We start from the raw sequence: 15,042 nt of genomic DNA, 5'->3' as shown, positions 1-15,042 counted from the left end.
TTTGACGGATAATTGACCTCTTACCATCCTCCGTCCCCGTCGGCGCCCCATGCAAGATCTTGCCCAAAAACGCATTGTCCTCGGCCTCACCGGCGGCGTCGCCTGCTACAAGATCGCCGAGCTCGTCCGCCGCATGACCGAGCAAGGCGCCACCGTCGACGTGGTCATGACGGAGGCCGCCACCCAGTTCATCACGCCGGTGACCATGCAGGCCTTGTCCGGCCGGCCGGTCTTCGTCAGCACCTGGGACGCGCGCATCGCCAACAATATGCCGCACATCGACCTGAGCCGCGGCGCGGACGCCATCCTGGTCGCGCCCGCCAGCACCGATTTCATGGCCAAGCTGGCGCACGGCATGGCGGACGACCTGCTGTCCACGCTATGCGTGGCCCGCGCCTGTCCCCTCCTCGTGGTGCCGGCCATGAACCGGGAAATGTGGGCCAACCCCGCCACCCAGCGCAACGCCGCGCAACTGGTCGAGGACGGCATCGCCATCCTCGGCCCGGCGGCGGGCGACCAGGCGTGCGGCGAAATCGGCGACGGCCGCATGATCGAGCCCCATGAAATCCTGGCGGACCTCATCGCCTTCTTCCAGCCCAAGCCCCTGGCCGGCAAGCGCGTGCTGCTCACCGCCGGGCCCACGGTCGAGCCCATCGACCCGGTGCGGGTCATCAGCAACCGGTCCTCCGGCAAGACGGGCTACGCGCTGGCGCGCGCGGCGCGCGAAGCCGGCGCCCAGGTCACCCTGGTCAGCGGCCCGACCTCCCTGCCCGCGCCGCGCGGCGTCGACCTGTACCCCGTGCAGACCGCGCGGCAAATGCACCAGGCCGTCATGGCCCAGGCGCGCCAGGTCGATCTCTTCATCGCCGTGGCCGCGGTGGCGGACTGGCACGTCAGGAACGCCGCCGCGCAGAAGATGAAGAAGACCGAAGGCGGCGCCGGCGCGCCGGTGCTGGAATTCGAGCCGAACCCCGATATCCTCGCCGACGTCGCGCGCCTGGAGGGCGGCCCGTGGTGCGTGGGCTTCGCGGCGGAGACCGAAAACCTCTCCGAATACGCCCAGGCCAAGCGCAAGCGCAAGAACATCCCCCTGCTGGTCGGCAACCTCGCGCACGAGGTCATGGATGCCGACGACACCCGCCTGGTGCTGTTCGACGAGCAAGGCGAACATGCCCTGCCCGCCGCCGGCAAGCTGGACGCGGCGCGGCGGTTGATCGCGGAAATCGCGACACGCCTGCCGCGCTGAGGCGCCGGTCGCGCAGGCACGGTCATGCGGACATGGTTGTATGACACACCCATATGGTTGTATCCTGCAACTTTCCGCCTAAGCGCGTCTACGAAATGGCTACCGATCCTTCCCTGGTCGAGGAAATCCGCGCCGTCTCTCGCACGATGGTGCGGGAATTCGGCTTCATGGGCGGCAACTTCGCCGGCACCGACCTCTCGCCGTCCGCCGTGCATGCCCTGATCGAGATCGAACGGGGCGGCGTCACGGCCCGCGACCTCGGCGCCTGCCTGCGGCTGGAAAAATCCAGCGTCAGCCGGATGCTGCGCAAGCTGGTGGAGGCCGGCGACGTGCGGGAAGCCGCCGGCAAAGACGATGGCCGCGTCAAGCTGCTGTCCCTGACCGCGGCCGGCAGGAAGCGCGTGGCCGCCATCCACGGCTTTGCGCGCGCCCAGGTCGTCAGCGCCCTGGAACGCCTGCAACCCGGCGAGGGCCGCGCCGTGCTAGAGGGGATGCGTCTTTACACCCAGGCCCTCGGCGCTGCCACGGACGGAGCCGGCGCCGCCCCGGCCATCGAAGTCGTTCGTGGATACAGGCCCGGCCTCATCGCGCGTATCACGGACATGCACGCGCGCTATTACGCGCGGGAATCGGGCTTCGGCCAGCGTTTCGAGTCGGTGGTGGCGAGCGGGCTGGCGGACTTCTGCAATCGCCTGGGGAACCCGCGGAACGCGATCTGGACGGCCCGCCGGCATGGCGACATCGTCGGCTCGGTGGCGATCGACGGCGAGGACATGGAGGCGGACATCGCGCACCTGCGCTGGTTCATCGTCGACGACGACGCGCGCGGCGGCGGCGCCGGACGGAAATTGCTGGACGCGGCCCTGGCCTTTTCCGACGCGAGCGGCTACGCCGAAACCCATCTATGGACCTTCGCGGGCCTGCACGCCGCGCGCCACCTCTATGAAACCCGGGGCTTCGCGCTGGCGGAGGAACGCCCCGGCGCGCAATGGGGCAAGGAAGTCCTGGAACAGCGTTTTACGAGGCCCCGCCCCTGAACGGTACGCCTTCATGCACCGGGCGCGCCGGTCCCCTGCTGCCGGTCCCCTGCTTATTGCGGTTCGATGCCCGCCGCGCGGATCATCTCCGCCCATTGCCGGGTGTCGGCTTCGACGCGGGCGGTAAGGGCATCGGGCGCGAGGAAGGACACCATGGTGCCCGGCGCGGCCTCGATCTGCTTGCGCACGTCGTCCTGCTTCAAGGCCTGCGCCAGGCTGGCCGCCAGCTTTTGCACGATGGCGGGCGGCGTCCCGGCCGGCGCGAACAGCGCGTTCCATCCCGTCGGGATGGAAAAACCGGGCAGGCTTTCGCTGATCGAGGGCAAGTCCGGCAGCGCGGGCGCGCGCTTATCGGCCAGGATCGCCAATCCCTTGATCTGCCCGTTCTTGATGTACGAATAGGCGACGGGCAGGTTGAGGATCATCAGGTCCACCTGGCCGCCCAGCAGATCCGTCAAGCCCAGCGGCTCGCCGCGATAGGGAACGTTCAACACCTTGACGCCCGCCTTCTTGCCCAGCATCGCGGCCGCCACCTGCGCCGTCGCCGTGCCGGTGGCGATGCTCATCGTCGCGCCGCGTTTGCGTGCATCGGCGAGCGTCGCCGCCAGGTCGCCGCTGGCGTAACCCTTGCGCGCCACCAGCACCGCGGGAATCTCCGCCACCATCCCTATCGGCGCGAAATCCTTTTCCGGCGCGTAGTTCAGTTGCTTGAACAGGCTGGGATTGATCGCATTGATCGAATTGGTGCCCATGAGCAGGGTGTAGCCGTCAGGCTTCGCCCGCGCCACGTAAATGGCCCCGACCGCCCCATTGGCGCCTGGCTTGTTCTCGACCACGACGGACTGCCCCAGGTCCCGCCCCATCTTCTCGCCGACGACGCGCGACAGCGTGTCCGAGATGGAGCCCGGCGGAAAGCTGGACACGATATAGATGGGCTTGGCCGGATAATTCGACTGGGCCGTCGCGGCCCCCACCGGCAGGGCGACGACCGCCGCCGCGGCCAGCATGGCCAGCCGTTTGGTAAAAGTACGCACTTCAGTTGTCTCCTCGTTTGACCCGCGTCTACGCGGTTGTAGCAGTGATTATCCATCCATGCCGCCGGCCGGGGGAATCGGCCCGGCGGGGCAAGGCTCGCGCGCGGCAGGGTCGAGGATCAGCGCCCATGGTGCGCGGCGAGAATGCGCTCGCCGATGTAGAGATCCTGCAAGGCAATGCCGGAGCTGTCGAATAGCGTGATCTCCTCATCGGATTGCCGCCCCGGCGCCGTGCCGGCCAGGACGCGCCCCACGGCGGTAAGCGGCTTGTCGCCCGCGGCGATCGGCCCCGCCAGATGCTGCAATTCGCCGATGCGCGTGGACTGCTCCGGCAGGTCGCAGAACAGCGACGCACGCTCCAGCAAGGCCACCGGCGCCTCCTGTTTGCCCTGGGAATCCGCGCCCATGGTCGACACGTGGGCGCCGGGACGCACCCAGGCCGCCTCGAACAGCGGCGCGCGGGAAGGCGTGGCGGTGACGATGATGTCGGCCGCGCGGCAGCCCTCCTCCGCCTCCGCCAAGGTCGCGCGCAGCCCATGCCTGGCCAGCCGCTCGACGAAGATCCGCGCCTCCTCGGCATCGCGGTTGACGACGCGGATTTCCTCGATCGGCCGGATGCGCGCGAGCGCGAGACATTCATAGCCCGCCTGGTTCCCCGCGCCGAATACGGTGAGGCATCTGGCGTCCGGCCGCGCCAGGGCGTCGACGGCCACGGCGTCGGCGGCGGAGGTGCGGTAGGCGTTGACCACCCCGGCTTCGATGACCGCCGTGATACGCCCCACCGATTGATCGAAGATCACGATGATGGAGTTGTGGCTCGGCATGCCCAGCGCTTTGTTCGACGGCCAGTTGAAACCCATCTTGACGCCCGCCGTGGCGCGAGTGGCCCCCGCCTTGACCGAAAAGCGATTGGCCCGGTCGGAACCATGCGCGATGACGGCGGGAAACACCACGCTGTCGGGATCGGCCGCGGCAATCAACGCGTCGCGGATGGCGTCATAGGCCAGCTCGTGGGAAATCAGTTCGGCGGAACGCGCCTCGGGGATGAATTCCATGCGTACTCTCGCAGATAGGGCTAGGGAAACTTCAATCCGGCGCGCGGCCGTAGGTGTCGCGATAGCGTCGCGCGTACAAGGGCCAGACTTCAGGATTGACCAGGCGCGCCGGCCGGCCGCCATTTAAAAGGTCGACGATCTGCTCGGCCCCCATTGCGGCGACGTTGCGCCGGCCTTCGTGGGTGACGCCGGCGGTATGGAAGGTCGCCACCACGTTATCCAGGGCCAGGAGCGGATGGTCCAGGGGCGGCGGTTCCGGCTCCCAGACGTCCAGGCCGGCGCCCGCAAGATGGCCGCCGGCCAGCGCCGCGTGCAGCGCGCCCTCGTCGTGGATGCCGCCGCGCGCCGTGCTGATGAACAGCGCGCCGGGCTTCATGGCGGCGAAAGCGGCCGCATCGAACATGCCCTGGGTGGCGGCGTCCCGCGGGCAGTGCAAGGAGACGATGTCGGACACCCGCAGCAAGGTCGAGAAGTCCACCGCGCGGGCGCCGCGCGCCTCGACCTGCGCCGTGCTCAGCAAGGGATCGAAGGCGAGCACCTGCATGCCGAAGGCGCGCGCCAGCGCCGCGGTTCGCGTGCCTGCGTGACCGATGCCGACCAGGCCCAGCACCTTGCCGCCTATCTCGTGCCCCATCACCGATTCGCGCGAAAAACCGCGCAAGCCGCGCAGCTTGCGGTCGGACTCGGCGATGCGGCGCGACACCGCGATCATCAGGCCCAGGGCATGCTCCGCGACGGCGGCGGCATTGCCGCCGGCCTGGTTGACCACCACGACGCCGGCGCGCGTGCAGGCCTGCACGTCGACGGTGTCGTGGCCGGCGCCGCCGGAAGAAACGCAAAGCAGGCCGGGGCACTGGCGCAACAAGGGTTCATCGGCCAGCCAGTGCGCGGGCAGCTCGTTGCGCGCGGGCGAGACGTGATAGACGCGCGCCTCGCGCAGCAGCGCCCAGGCGTCTTCCCGAGCGCCCCGCACGGCGGCGACGCGCAGGGATATCTCCGGGTCGCGGGCCAGGCCCGCGTCGAAGGCGGGATCGATCCATAGATCGAAACGAACGACGAGTTTGCTTGCAGCCACTTCCTGTCTCCTGATTCCCCGCGGCCGGTTCCCTACGGGGGAACTCGGCTCGGCGGGTCGTGGGCAAGTCAGCCGGCGCGCAGCACGCGCCCGATCGCGTCGACGACGCGATCGATGTTGCCGTCGTTCAGCGCGGCCACGCAGATGCGCCCCGTATCCAGGGCATAAATCCCGTCCTCGGTCCGCAACCGCCCTATTTCCTCGGCGCCCAGCCCGGAATACGAGAACATGCCCTTCTGGTCGACGATGAACTGGAACGAACGCCCGGGCGCCCTGCTCGCCAGGCCTTGCGCCAGCCGCAGGCGCATGTCCCGGATTCGCGTGCGCATGGATTCGAGCTCGTCCTCCCACGACCGCCGCAGGGCCGGCGTTTGCAACACCGTCTCGACGATGGCGGCGCCGTGCGTGGGAGGATTGGAATAGTTGGTGCGCACCAGCCGCTTGGCCAGGGCCTCGACGCGAGGCGTGTCCGCGGGGTCGGCGCAGACGATGGTCACGGCGCCGACGCGCTCGCCATAGAGTGAAAACGATTTGGAGAAAGAGCTGGCGACGAAGAAGTCGCGCCCGGCCTCGGCGAAAAGCCGCACGGCCAACGCGTCCTCGGCCAGCCCGTCGCCAAAGCCCTGGTAGGCGATGTCGACAAAGGGCGTCAGCTTGCGCTCGGTGCAGACGTCCACGATCGTGCGCCACTGCGCCGCATCGAGATCGTTGCCGGTGGGATTGTGGCAGCAGGCATGCAGGACCACGATGCTGCCCTGGGGCAGGCGCCGCAGGAAGTCCACCATGGCGTCGAATCGCACGGCATGAGCGGCGGGGTCGTAGTACGGATACTCCACCACGGGAAAACCGGCCGCCTCGAATAGCGCGCGGTGATTCTCCCAACTGGGCGCGCTGATCGCGACGGTGGCGTCGGGCGCGATACGCTTGAGCACGTCCGCGCCTATTTTCAGGGCGCCGGTGCCGCCCACGCTTTGCAGGGTCGTCGCGCGCCGGGTCCGGACGACTTCCGAATCCGCGCCGAACAGCAAGGCCTGCACGCCCTGCCGGTAGCCGGGAGTGCCCTCGATCGGACGATAATTCTTGGGCCGTCCCTGGGCGACCCAGTCGTCCTCGGCCTGACGGACCGCGCGCAGGACCGGAATGCGGCCCTCGGCGTCGGTATAGACGCCGACCACCAGGTTGAGCTTGCGATCGCTCGGGTCGGCGTTGTAGGCCTCGAACAGCCGCATGATCGGATCCAGCGGCGCGCTGGGTATGCCCGAAAAAAGTTCGCTCATCGTTCGTCTCCTTGAATTGTTCAAACCGGCATGATCAAGCCGGCTCAAGCCGCGGCAACGGGCATCGCCAGCAGCGTGGACAGGCGCGCGAGGTCGACGTTGCCGCCGCTGATCACCACCCCCACCCGCTTGCCCCGCACGGGCAGCCGGGCCGCCAGCAAGGCGGCCAGCGGCATGGCGCCGGTGGGTTCGACCACCAGCTTCATGCGTTGCGCGAAGAATTGCAGGGCGGCGACGATCTGGTCGTCGTCCACCGTCACCACGTCGTCGACCAAGGCCCGCATCACCTCGAAATTGAGGGCGCCGACGTGCGTCGCCAGCGCGCCCTCGGGCAGGCCGCGCGGCGGCGCGATGCGCACGATCCTGCCCGCCCGCAAGGATTGCAGGCCGTCGTCGCCGGCCGTGGGTTCCACGCCGACGACGCGGCAGTCCGGCAGCAGCCCGCGCGCCGCGACGGCCGTGCCGGACAGCAGGCCGCCGCCGCCGAGACTGGCGATGACGATGTCCAGGCCGGGCGCGTCCTCCAGCAACTCCAGCGCGGCGGTGCCCTGTCCGGCGACGATGGCGGGATCGTCATACGGCGGGATCATGGTCAGGCCGCGCTCGGCGCATAGCCGGCGTCCCAGCTCGTCGCGGTCCACCTCGAAACGGTCGTAGAAAATGACCTCGGCGCCGTAGCCGCGCGTGGCGTCGACCTTGGCCCGCGCCGAATCGTGCGGCATCAGGATCAGCGCGGGCGCGCCGAGCAGCCGGGCGCTCAAGGCCGTGGCCTGGGCATGGTTGCCGGACGAATACGTCAGCACGCCCGCTTGCCGTTGCGCCGCGGTCAATTGCGATATGGCGTTGTAGGCGCCGCGGAACTTGAACGCGCCCATGCGCTGGAATTGCTCGCACTTGAAAAAGACTTGCGCGCCCAGCCGTTCATCGAGAGTCGCCGACGTCAGCACCGGCGTGCGATGCGCCACCCCGGCCAGGGTTGCGGCGGCCGTGCGCACGTCCGCGAGGGAAGGTATGGTCATGGAGGCTCCGGAACTCAGATATTGGCGAGCAGGCCGCCGTCCACGCGCAATTGCGTGCCGGTGACATAAGAGGCGCCGGCGCTGGCGAGGAATGCGACGGCGTGCGCGTACTCCTCCGGCGTCCCGTAGCGGCCCGCCGGAATCGAGGCCATGCTCTGGGCGGCGACGTCGTTCGCGCTCATGCCGTCCCGCTTGGCCTTGGCCTCGTCGAGGAAGCGCACGCGTGGCGTCGCGACGCGGCCCGGGACCACCACGTTGACCGTCACGCCGTCGGACGCCACTTCGCGCGCCAGCGTCTTGCTCCATCCGACCAGGGCCAGCCGCAGCGCGTTGGATACCGCGAGATTGGGGATGGGCGCCACCACGCCCGAAGAGGCGCTGGTGACGATGCGCCCCCAGCGGCGTTCGCGCATGCCGGGCAACACCTTGGCGGTGATGGCCATGACGGACAAGGCCATGGCGCGAAACTGCTGTTCCCACACGTCCTCTTGGCACACGTGCGCGGGCGACAGCGCGGGCCCGCCCGTGTTGTTGAACAGGATATCGACAGGCCCCAGCGCGGCCTCGATGGCGGCGAGATGCTCGTCGATCCGGTCGACCGCGGACAGGTCCCACACGCGCGCGGCGACGGGGACGCCCGTTTCGGCCAGCCGCGCCCGCGTGGCGTCCAGCGCATCGGCATTCACGTCGGCCAGCGCGATGCGTACGCCTTCGCGCGCCAGCGCGAGGCACACCGCCGACCCAAGCCCGCCGCCGGCGCCGAGCACGAGGGCGGTCTTGCCCTTGATTCCAAGATCCATCGTGGTTTCCTTGTGATGGGTTGATGAACCGCGCGCCGGCGGGGCCGGCGCCGCGTTTCCGAGGGGCGCGCTATTCGGCCGCCACGGGATATGCCTCGATCACGCCCGCCTCGCCCGCGTCGCGCAGCTTGCGATCCAGCCGATCCAGCAGCAGGCCGAGCTCGGCGTGGTCGTCCGCGTCCAGCGCGGGACCGGGCGCCCGCACGCGGGCCGACGCAATCAGGCCGCGCCGGCGGAAGATTTCCTTGCGGATGGCCAATCCGATGCCGGGCTGCTGCTCATGGCGGACCAGCGGCAGGAACAGGTCATAAAGATCCTCACCCGCGGCGGCCTCTCCCACGGAGAAACGCCGGCATACCTCCACCAGCATTTCGGGAAAGGCCACGCCGGTGTTGGCGCCATCGGCGCCGCGATGCAGCTCCTGCGGCAGGTGGATGCCGCTGTTGCCCACGAGGATGCTGACGCGCCCGCGCCGGCCTTCCGCCTCCTGCGCGCGCAAGCGCGAGATCTTGCGCAGCGCGGAGGACTCCTCGTGCTTGACCACCTTGATGCCCGGATGGCGCTCGATCAGGGCGCCGAGTGTGCCCGCGGACAGGAACACCCCCGTGTGCTGCGGATAGTCCTGCAGCGCCACTGGCGTCGCTTCGCCGATGCGGCGGGTCAACGCGTCGAAATAGGCGAATACCTGTTCCTCGGTTTTCAGGCCCGGGGCCGGCGCGATCATCAGGCCGGCGGCGCCCGCCTCCATGGCGCGGCCCGCGAAGCGTTCGAGGTTGTCGAAACCGACGTGCCCCGCGCCGGCGATGACCTGCGCGCGTCCGTTCACCCGGCGCAGGGCGTGGCCCAACAGGCCCAGGCCTTCCTCTTCGGACAATTTGTTCGCCTCGCCCAGCACGCCCAGGACGGTGATCCCGGGAACGCCGCATTGCAGGAAAAAGTCGACCAGCCTGTCCATGCCCGCCAGGTCGATCGCGCCGTCGTCATGGAAGGGAGTGATGGAAATCGGGTAGACGCCCTTGGCGTCGCGGGTCAGGAGTGGCATAGGCGTCTCGTCGATTAGAAATAATATCTATTGTTCGTGTGAATTTCGATAATGGCGTAAAAATTGAGCAATATTTCTATATTTACCAGGATATAAATTGAATATTGCTCTAATCATTCACACAATGTTGACCGTAAAGATAATATGACTTAGGCTGCAAAGCAAATCAATTCGGCGCGACGACGCCGCCATCGAGGAGACATGCCCATGTTCAAGAAAGTCCTGAAGCGCCTGTGCGCCGGCCTGCTCGCGGCCGGGCTGGCCAGTGCGGCCCATGCGCAACCGACGGGTACGGTGCGCTACGTGGTGCCGGCGCCGCCCGGCGGTCTGATCGACAACATGGCCCGGATGGTGGCCCAGGGGATAGGCGACAAGCTGGGCCGGCCCATCGTGATCGACAACCGTCCGGGCGGAAACACCGTCATCGGCGCGGACGTGGTGGCCCGGTCCGCGCCGGATGGGCAGACGTGGCTGGCCGTGTCCATCATGCTCGCGGCCAACGCCACGTTGCAGCCGAAGATGCCCTTCGACATCAGGAAGGACCTGGTGCCCGTCGCGCGGCTTGCCGTGACCCCGATGGGCGTGGCGGTGCCCGCCAACTCCCCCTACCACTCGCTGCAGGAACTGGTGAACGCGGCCAAGGGCGGCAAGAGCCTCAACTACGGCAGCAGCGGCTACGGCTCGCCCTCCCACATCGGCACCGCGCTATTGGAGGCCAGCGCCGGATTCAAGGCCAACCACATTCCCTACAAGGGCGGGATGCCCGCCTTGAACGATTTGATGGGAGGCCAACTGGACTTCATCAACGTCACCATCAGCGAGGCCAAGCCTTTCATCGACAGCGGAAAACTGAGACTGCTCGCCGTCTCGTCGGACAAGCGCCTGGCGGACTATCCCAATGTGCCGACGACGGGCGAAGCGGGCTACCAGGGCGCGGTCATGGAGGGCTGGACCGGCGTCATGGTGCCGGGAGGCACGCCCGCGCCGGTCATCCGGAAAATCGCCGACGCGGTGCTCGCGGCGGCCAGCAAGCCGGAATTCGTCAAGCGGGCGGAAAGCATGGGATTCGTGATGGCGCCGCAGGGCCCCGAGGCCTTCAACAAACAGTTCTATGGCGAAATAGACCGCCTGGGCCACGTCATCAAGACGCAGAACATCAAGATCGAATAGCAGCGCGCGGCGCCGCGCGCCGCCTTCAATCCTCGCGTTGCTGCAGGGACCGCTCCGCGCCCTGCACATGCGCGAGCATGACCGCGCGGGCGCGATCGGGACGACGCTCCCGGATGCTGTCGACGATCATCTGGTGCATCGCCGTGGAGACGATGCGCATTTCCGCGTCGGCCTGGCTCTGCCGCGCGTTCATCATGACGCTGAGCACCCCGCGCAACTGTTCTCGCAAGCCGCGCAGGATGCGATTGTGCGACGCTTGCACCAGCAGGCTGTGGAACTCCAGGTTCAGGTCCAGGTGATCCTGCTCCGTCGCCGCGGGATCGCGCATGCGATCCACCAGGGCCTGCAATTCATCGACCTCCTGCCGCGTCGCGCGCTTGGCCGCCAACCCCGTGGCTTCGACCTCGAACATGCGCCGGATATCGAGCAGGTCGTCGATCAGCAGACCGATGGTGCCGGTCTTGCCGATCAGGTTCAGCAAGTGGGGATCGAGCAGGTCCCAATGCTGGGAATCGTTCACGTAGGTGCCGGCGCCATGGCGCACGTCCACCAGGCCGACGCTAGCCAGGACCTGGATGGTCTCGCGGATGACCGTGCGGCTCACCGCGAAGCGCTGGCTCAGCACCATATCCACTGGCAGCGCGCTGCCCGGCGGCAGCACGTTGGTCAGGATCTCGCTGGCCAGGGTCTCGAAAACCGCCTCGTAAAGCCGGCGTTTCGCCTTCTGCGGTTGGGCAGGAACGGAAGTTGAATCCATAGGCGCGCATTGTAAGGGAATGGGCAGGCGGGAAAGGTCCCGGCGCTTCGCCGTCGCAGCGCGGCATCCGCGCGCCGCGCCACGAACATTGTTGCCGTTGTCGCCGCGACGCGCACAAACCCCCATGACGCGAGCGTGACATGCAACGACGGTTAAGATAACGCCATCCCGCAGCGTTCCCGCCTGCGGCCAGAGGCCCGGCATGGCAGATTTCATCGAACAGGTTCGGCAGTTCATCGAGACCCACCAGGAGTGGGCCGGCCTGGTCACGGGCCTGCTGACCCTGGGCGAGTCGCTGGTGCTGGTCGGCTTGTTCGTGCCGGCCACGGCCCTCATGCTGGTGACCGGGGGACTGGTGGGCAGCGGCGCGCTGGACGGCTGGACCATCCTTGCCTGGGGCGTGGCCGGCGCGGTCGTCGGGGACGCGATTTCCTACGGCCTGGGACGCTGGCTGGGCCCGGGCATCCTGCGGCGCCGGCCGCTGGACCGCCAGCGCCAGACCGTGGCGCGGGCGCGCCTCTTCTTCTACCGGTACGGTTTCGCGTCCGTGCTGCTGGGCCGCTTCCTGGGCCCGCTGCGCGCCGTCATTCCCACCGTGGCCGGCGTCATGGGCATGCCGCAGGGCCGCTTCCAACTGGCCAATGTGCTGTCGGCCCTGGTCTGGATGCCGGCCATGCTGGCGCCCGGCTACCTGGCCGCGCGTGGCATGGAGGACGGCCTGGCGGGCGGCGGCGGCCAGGTCGTGATGTTGATCGGCGTCGGCATATCGGTCATGCTGGGGCTCTGGCTGCTGGCCACCCTGCTGCGCCCGCGCCGCCAGCCCGCCGGCGCCCGGCGCGCGAAACACTGAGAGGCCCGATCATGGCGCTGGATGGCGAACCCAAGGACGGCGATTACGTCCGCTACATCGAACGATTGGTCAACCGCGGCATGCCTTCGCCGGGACAGGTGATCGCGCAGGACGCCGCCGCCAAGGCCAAGGGCTATGCGCCCCCGCTGTCGCCGGGCGAAGTGGGCCGCCCGGGCGGCTACCAGGGCGGCCGGCAGACGACCCAGGGCAACGGCGGCACGGCGGCCAAGGACGCGCGGCGTCCCGATGCCGTGGCCGGCGCCAAGCCCGTGAATGGCAATGGCAATGCCCAGGCCAACGCCGCGCGGACCGGCACCGGCGCCACTCAACCGCCGTCGCTGGCCGCGCGGTCGGCGCAGCGCAAGATCGCCTCGCTGATTTTCCTGGTGGGCCTGCTCATCGCCTGGCACGCCGCGCGCCTGATCGCCGGCGCCTTCCACGACGGCAATGTCGACGTTTCCGCGGCGATGCCCGGCGCCTTCCTGATGGTGTTCGCGCTGATGGTGTTCGCCATGAGCCGCAACATCCGCCGCAATGCCGACCGGCAAGCGGAGGGCAAACTCCCGCCGCTGACCACCGTGTCCGGCGGCAAGCCGGGCCAGGGCGCCGGGCGGAACAAGTAACGGCGCCGGAAAGGACGCCGGGAAGGCCGGCAATGACGCCGGGCCATGGCGGCCGGTGCTAACATTCCCGCCTTCCCTTTCCCCGGTTTTTCGCCGGCCGCCGCCCGCGGCCGCGCGCCCTGCTTTCGAATGGAGTGCCCGTGACCCAGACCCCCGCCGGATTGCTGCCCGCCCAGGCGGCGACCATGCTGAAGCTGCAGGACCAGCTCAATCGCCGCATCGATCCCGAGTGGACGCGGGCCGGCCAGCGCTTCCTGCGCGCCGCTTTCGTCGAAGCCGCCGAAGCGCTGGAACATCATGGCTGGAAGTGGTGGAAAAAGCAGACGCTGGACCTGCCGCAGGTGCAGATGGAGCTGATCGACATCCTGCATTTCTACCTGTCGCACGCCATCGTCGCCCACGACGGCGCGGACGGCGCGTCGCGCGCGTTGATGGCCGACCTGGCCGGCGGCGACGATATCGTGCTGGACGGCAAGACCTATCGCCTGCCCGCGCTGGACATCCCCGAACTGCTGGAGCTGCTGGGCGGCCTGGCCGCCTGCGGCCGCGCCAGCTTCAAGGTGCTGGCCACCACCATGCACGCATGCCAGTTGACCTGGGACGAGGCCTTCAAGCAATACGTGTCGAAGAACGTGCTGAACCTGTTCCGCCAGGACCACGGCTACAAGGAAGGCAGCTACATCAAGGTCTGGAACGGCGAGGAGGACAACGTGGTCCTCGCCCGCCTGATGGCCGGCCTGGACGCCGCGCGGCCGGACTTCGCCGAACAGTTGCTGGCGCTGCTGGCGCGCGCCTACGCCGCATTGAAGTAAGCAGCATTGAAATAAGCCGCATTGAAGCAGGCCGCGCCGCCGGCGCGGCCTGCCCGGCGCCCGGCGCTCAACGGCCGCCGTAGCTGGCGTCGACGAACAGGTCCTTCAGCTCGCGCGGCTGCGAGCGCCAGTATTGCGGCGGCGCCTGCACATGATGGCCCAGTTCGGCCGCCGCGTGCCACGGCCAGCGCGGGTCGTACAGGATGCCGCGCGCCAGCGACACGGCGTCGGCCTGCCCGCTGACGATGATTTCATTGGCGTGGCGCGGTTCGGTGATCAAGCCGACGGCCATCGTCGGCAAGCCGGTCTCGCGCTTGATCTCCTCGGCGAAAGGCACCTGGTAACCCGGCTCCAGGGGAATCTTCTGCGCCGTCGACAGGCCGCCCGAGGAAACGTCGATGTAATCGAGGCCGCGCTCCTGCAAGGCCCGCGCATACGCCACGGTCTGCGCCACGTCCCAGCCGCCCTCGACCCAGTCCGAGGCCGACACGCGCACGCCCACCGCCTTATCAGCGGGAAAGGCGGCGCGCACCGCCTCGAACACTTCCAGCGGAAAGCGCATGCGGTTTTCCAGGCTGCCGCCGTATTCGTCCGTGCGCTGGTTCGACAGCGGCGACAGGAACTGGTGCAGCAGATAGCCGTGCGCGGAGTGCACCTGCACCGTATCGAAACCCAGGCGCGCGGCGCGCCGGGCGGCGTCGGCGAAGGCCTGGCGGATGCGCGCCAGCCCGTCCTTGTCCAGCGCGCGCGGCGGCACTTCGTCCTTGCCGTGCGGGATGGCCGACGGCGCATCGCAGATCCAGCCGCCTTCGCCCACCGGCAGTTGCTGGCCGCCCTTCCAGGGCGCCTGGCTGGAAGCCTTGCGTCCGGCGTGCGCCAGTTGCAGGCCCAGCTTGATGGGGGAATAGCGGCGGATCGCCTGCACCACGCGACCCAGCGCCTGCTCGTTGGCGTCGTTCCAGAGGCCGAGGTCGGCCGGCGTGATGCGGCCTTCCGGCTCGACCGCGGTCGCTTCCACCGTCAGCAGGCCGGCGCCGGACAGCGCCAGGTGGCCCAGGTGGATCATGTGCCAGTCGGTGGCGTTGCCGTCCTCGGCCGAGTATTCGCACATCGGGGCGATGGCGATGCGGTTGACCAGCGGCAGCTTGCCCAGCGCGACGGGCGAAAACAGGTGATGGCTCATGCGAGCTCCAGATAGGATGGACCCGTCTTTTATACCTTGGGCGTGGGCACGGACGCCTGAAG

At 68.6% G+C, this 15,042-nt stretch carries 15 protein-coding genes; 6 read left to right on the top strand and 9 right to left on the bottom strand.

Annotated elements, in window-relative coordinates:
• Window positions 1-49: 49 nt before the first annotated feature.
• Entirely contained in the window at window positions 50-1,246 is a 1,197-nt protein-coding gene (gene coaBC, locus CAL29_RS11125; protein WP_094853104.1) for a bifunctional phosphopantothenoylcysteine decarboxylase/phosphopantothenate--cysteine ligase CoaBC, read from the top strand.
• A 95-nt stretch (window positions 1,247-1,341) separates the two neighbouring features.
• Complete coding sequence (locus CAL29_RS11120) at window positions 1,342-2,283, top strand: bifunctional helix-turn-helix transcriptional regulator/GNAT family N-acetyltransferase (protein ID WP_094853103.1); 942 nt, start codon at window positions 1,342-1,344, stop codon at window positions 2,281-2,283.
• A gap of 53 nt (window positions 2,284-2,336) precedes the next feature.
• On the opposite strand, the gene CAL29_RS11115 is transcribed toward CAL29_RS11120, so the two are convergent.
• The 7 genes from CAL29_RS11115 to CAL29_RS11085 all read right to left on the bottom strand — a co-directional run bounded on the left by CAL29_RS11115 (window position 2,337) and on the right by CAL29_RS11085 (window position 9,585).
• Window positions 2,337-3,317, bottom strand: coding sequence for a Bug family tripartite tricarboxylate transporter substrate binding protein (locus CAL29_RS11115; protein WP_094853102.1), 981 nt, complete (start codon window positions 3,315-3,317; stop codon window positions 2,337-2,339).
• Between the two features lie 119 nt (window positions 3,318-3,436).
• Window positions 3,437-4,372, bottom strand: coding sequence for an ornithine cyclodeaminase family protein (locus tag CAL29_RS11110; protein WP_094853101.1), 936 nt, complete (start codon window positions 4,370-4,372; stop codon window positions 3,437-3,439).
• A gap of 31 nt (window positions 4,373-4,403) precedes the next feature.
• Entirely contained in the window at window positions 4,404-5,447 is a 1,044-nt protein-coding gene (locus CAL29_RS11105) for a hydroxyacid dehydrogenase (protein WP_094853100.1), read from the bottom strand.
• 68 nt (window positions 5,448-5,515) lie between these two features.
• Window positions 5,516-6,724: an amino acid aminotransferase gene (locus CAL29_RS11100; protein ID WP_094853099.1), complete on the bottom strand. Its 1,209-nt coding sequence runs from the start codon at window positions 6,722-6,724 to the stop codon at window positions 5,516-5,518.
• 44 nt (window positions 6,725-6,768) lie between these two features.
• Entirely contained in the window at window positions 6,769-7,743 is a 975-nt protein-coding gene (locus CAL29_RS11095; RefSeq protein ID WP_094853098.1) for a threo-3-hydroxy-L-aspartate ammonia-lyase, read from the bottom strand.
• A gap of 14 nt (window positions 7,744-7,757) precedes the next feature.
• Complete coding sequence (locus tag CAL29_RS11090; RefSeq protein ID WP_094853097.1) at window positions 7,758-8,543, bottom strand: SDR family oxidoreductase; 786 nt, start codon at window positions 8,541-8,543, stop codon at window positions 7,758-7,760.
• Between the two features lie 70 nt (window positions 8,544-8,613).
• On the bottom strand, window positions 8,614-9,585 hold the full coding sequence (locus CAL29_RS11085; protein ID WP_094853096.1) for a dihydrodipicolinate synthase family protein: 972 nt from the start codon (window positions 9,583-9,585) through the stop codon (window positions 8,614-8,616).
• A 207-nt stretch (window positions 9,586-9,792) separates the two neighbouring features.
• Here CAL29_RS11085 and CAL29_RS11080 point away from each other — a divergent pair, with 207 nt between their 5' ends.
• Window positions 9,793-10,755 carry a tripartite tricarboxylate transporter substrate binding protein gene (locus CAL29_RS11080; RefSeq protein ID WP_094853095.1) on the top strand — a complete coding sequence of 321 codons (963 nt, stop codon included), beginning with the start codon at window positions 9,793-9,795 and terminating at the stop codon, window positions 10,753-10,755.
• A gap of 25 nt (window positions 10,756-10,780) precedes the next feature.
• Here the strand turns inward: CAL29_RS11080 and CAL29_RS11075 are convergent, their stop codons facing one another.
• Complete coding sequence (locus CAL29_RS11075) at window positions 10,781-11,512, bottom strand: FadR/GntR family transcriptional regulator (RefSeq protein WP_179283981.1); 732 nt, start codon at window positions 11,510-11,512, stop codon at window positions 10,781-10,783.
• Between the two features lie 202 nt (window positions 11,513-11,714).
• Here CAL29_RS11075 and CAL29_RS11070 point away from each other — a divergent pair, with 202 nt between their 5' ends.
• From CAL29_RS11070 to CAL29_RS11060, 3 genes are all read left to right on the top strand, one after another.
• A complete protein-coding gene (locus CAL29_RS11070; protein ID WP_094853093.1) occupies window positions 11,715-12,362 on the top strand; it encodes a DedA family protein in 648 nt (215 codons plus the stop codon).
• Between the two features lie 11 nt (window positions 12,363-12,373).
• Window positions 12,374-12,985 (top strand): hypothetical protein, encoded by a 612-nt coding sequence (locus CAL29_RS11065; RefSeq protein ID WP_094853092.1) that lies wholly within the window; start codon window positions 12,374-12,376, stop codon window positions 12,983-12,985.
• Window positions 12,986-13,146: 161 nt separating this feature from the next.
• Window positions 13,147-13,797: a dUTP diphosphatase gene (locus tag CAL29_RS11060; RefSeq protein WP_094854017.1), complete on the top strand. Its 651-nt coding sequence runs from the start codon at window positions 13,147-13,149 to the stop codon at window positions 13,795-13,797.
• A 67-nt stretch (window positions 13,798-13,864) separates the two neighbouring features.
• Here the strand turns inward: CAL29_RS11060 and CAL29_RS11055 are convergent, their stop codons facing one another.
• Window positions 13,865-14,980: an NADH:flavin oxidoreductase/NADH oxidase gene (locus CAL29_RS11055; RefSeq protein ID WP_094853091.1), complete on the bottom strand. Its 1,116-nt coding sequence runs from the start codon at window positions 14,978-14,980 to the stop codon at window positions 13,865-13,867.
• Window positions 14,981-15,042: the final 62 nt, after the last annotated feature.

The sequence above is a fragment of the Bordetella genomosp. 10 genome (assembly GCF_002261225.1).
In the GTDB taxonomy this organism is placed as follows: Bacteria; Pseudomonadota; Gammaproteobacteria; order Burkholderiales; family Burkholderiaceae_B; genus Bordetella_C.
The sequence above is the reverse complement of the archived record's forward strand: the minus strand, read 5'-3'. Positions and strand labels throughout refer to the sequence as shown.

Coding starts and splice junctions, on each gene's coding strand:
- coaBC (WP_094853104.1), top strand. CDS start 50: ATGCAAGATCTTGCCCAAAAACGCATTGTCCTCGGCCTCACCGGCGGC.
- CAL29_RS11120 (WP_094853103.1), top strand. CDS start 1,342: ATGGCTACCGATCCTTCCCTGGTCGAGGAAATCCGCGCCGTCTCTCGC.
- CAL29_RS11110 (WP_094853101.1), bottom strand. CDS start 4,372: ATGGAATTCATCCCCGAGGCGCGTTCCGCCGAACTGATTTCCCACGAG.
- CAL29_RS11100 (WP_094853099.1), bottom strand. CDS start 6,724: ATGAGCGAACTTTTTTCGGGCATACCCAGCGCGCCGCTGGATCCGATC.
- CAL29_RS11095 (WP_094853098.1), bottom strand. CDS start 7,743: ATGACCATACCTTCCCTCGCGGACGTGCGCACGGCCGCCGCAACCCTG.
- CAL29_RS11090 (WP_094853097.1), bottom strand. CDS start 8,543: ATGGATCTTGGAATCAAGGGCAAGACCGCCCTCGTGCTCGGCGCCGGC.
- CAL29_RS11085 (WP_094853096.1), bottom strand. CDS start 9,585: ATGCCACTCCTGACCCGCGACGCCAAGGGCGTCTACCCGATTTCCATC.
- CAL29_RS11080 (WP_094853095.1), top strand. CDS start 9,793: ATGTTCAAGAAAGTCCTGAAGCGCCTGTGCGCCGGCCTGCTCGCGGCC.
- CAL29_RS11075 (WP_179283981.1), bottom strand. CDS start 11,512: ATGGATTCAACTTCCGTTCCTGCCCAACCGCAGAAGGCGAAACGCCGG.
- CAL29_RS11070 (WP_094853093.1), top strand. CDS start 11,715: ATGGCAGATTTCATCGAACAGGTTCGGCAGTTCATCGAGACCCACCAG.
- CAL29_RS11065 (WP_094853092.1), top strand. CDS start 12,374: ATGGCGCTGGATGGCGAACCCAAGGACGGCGATTACGTCCGCTACATC.
- CAL29_RS11055 (WP_094853091.1), bottom strand. CDS start 14,980: ATGAGCCATCACCTGTTTTCGCCCGTCGCGCTGGGCAAGCTGCCGCTG.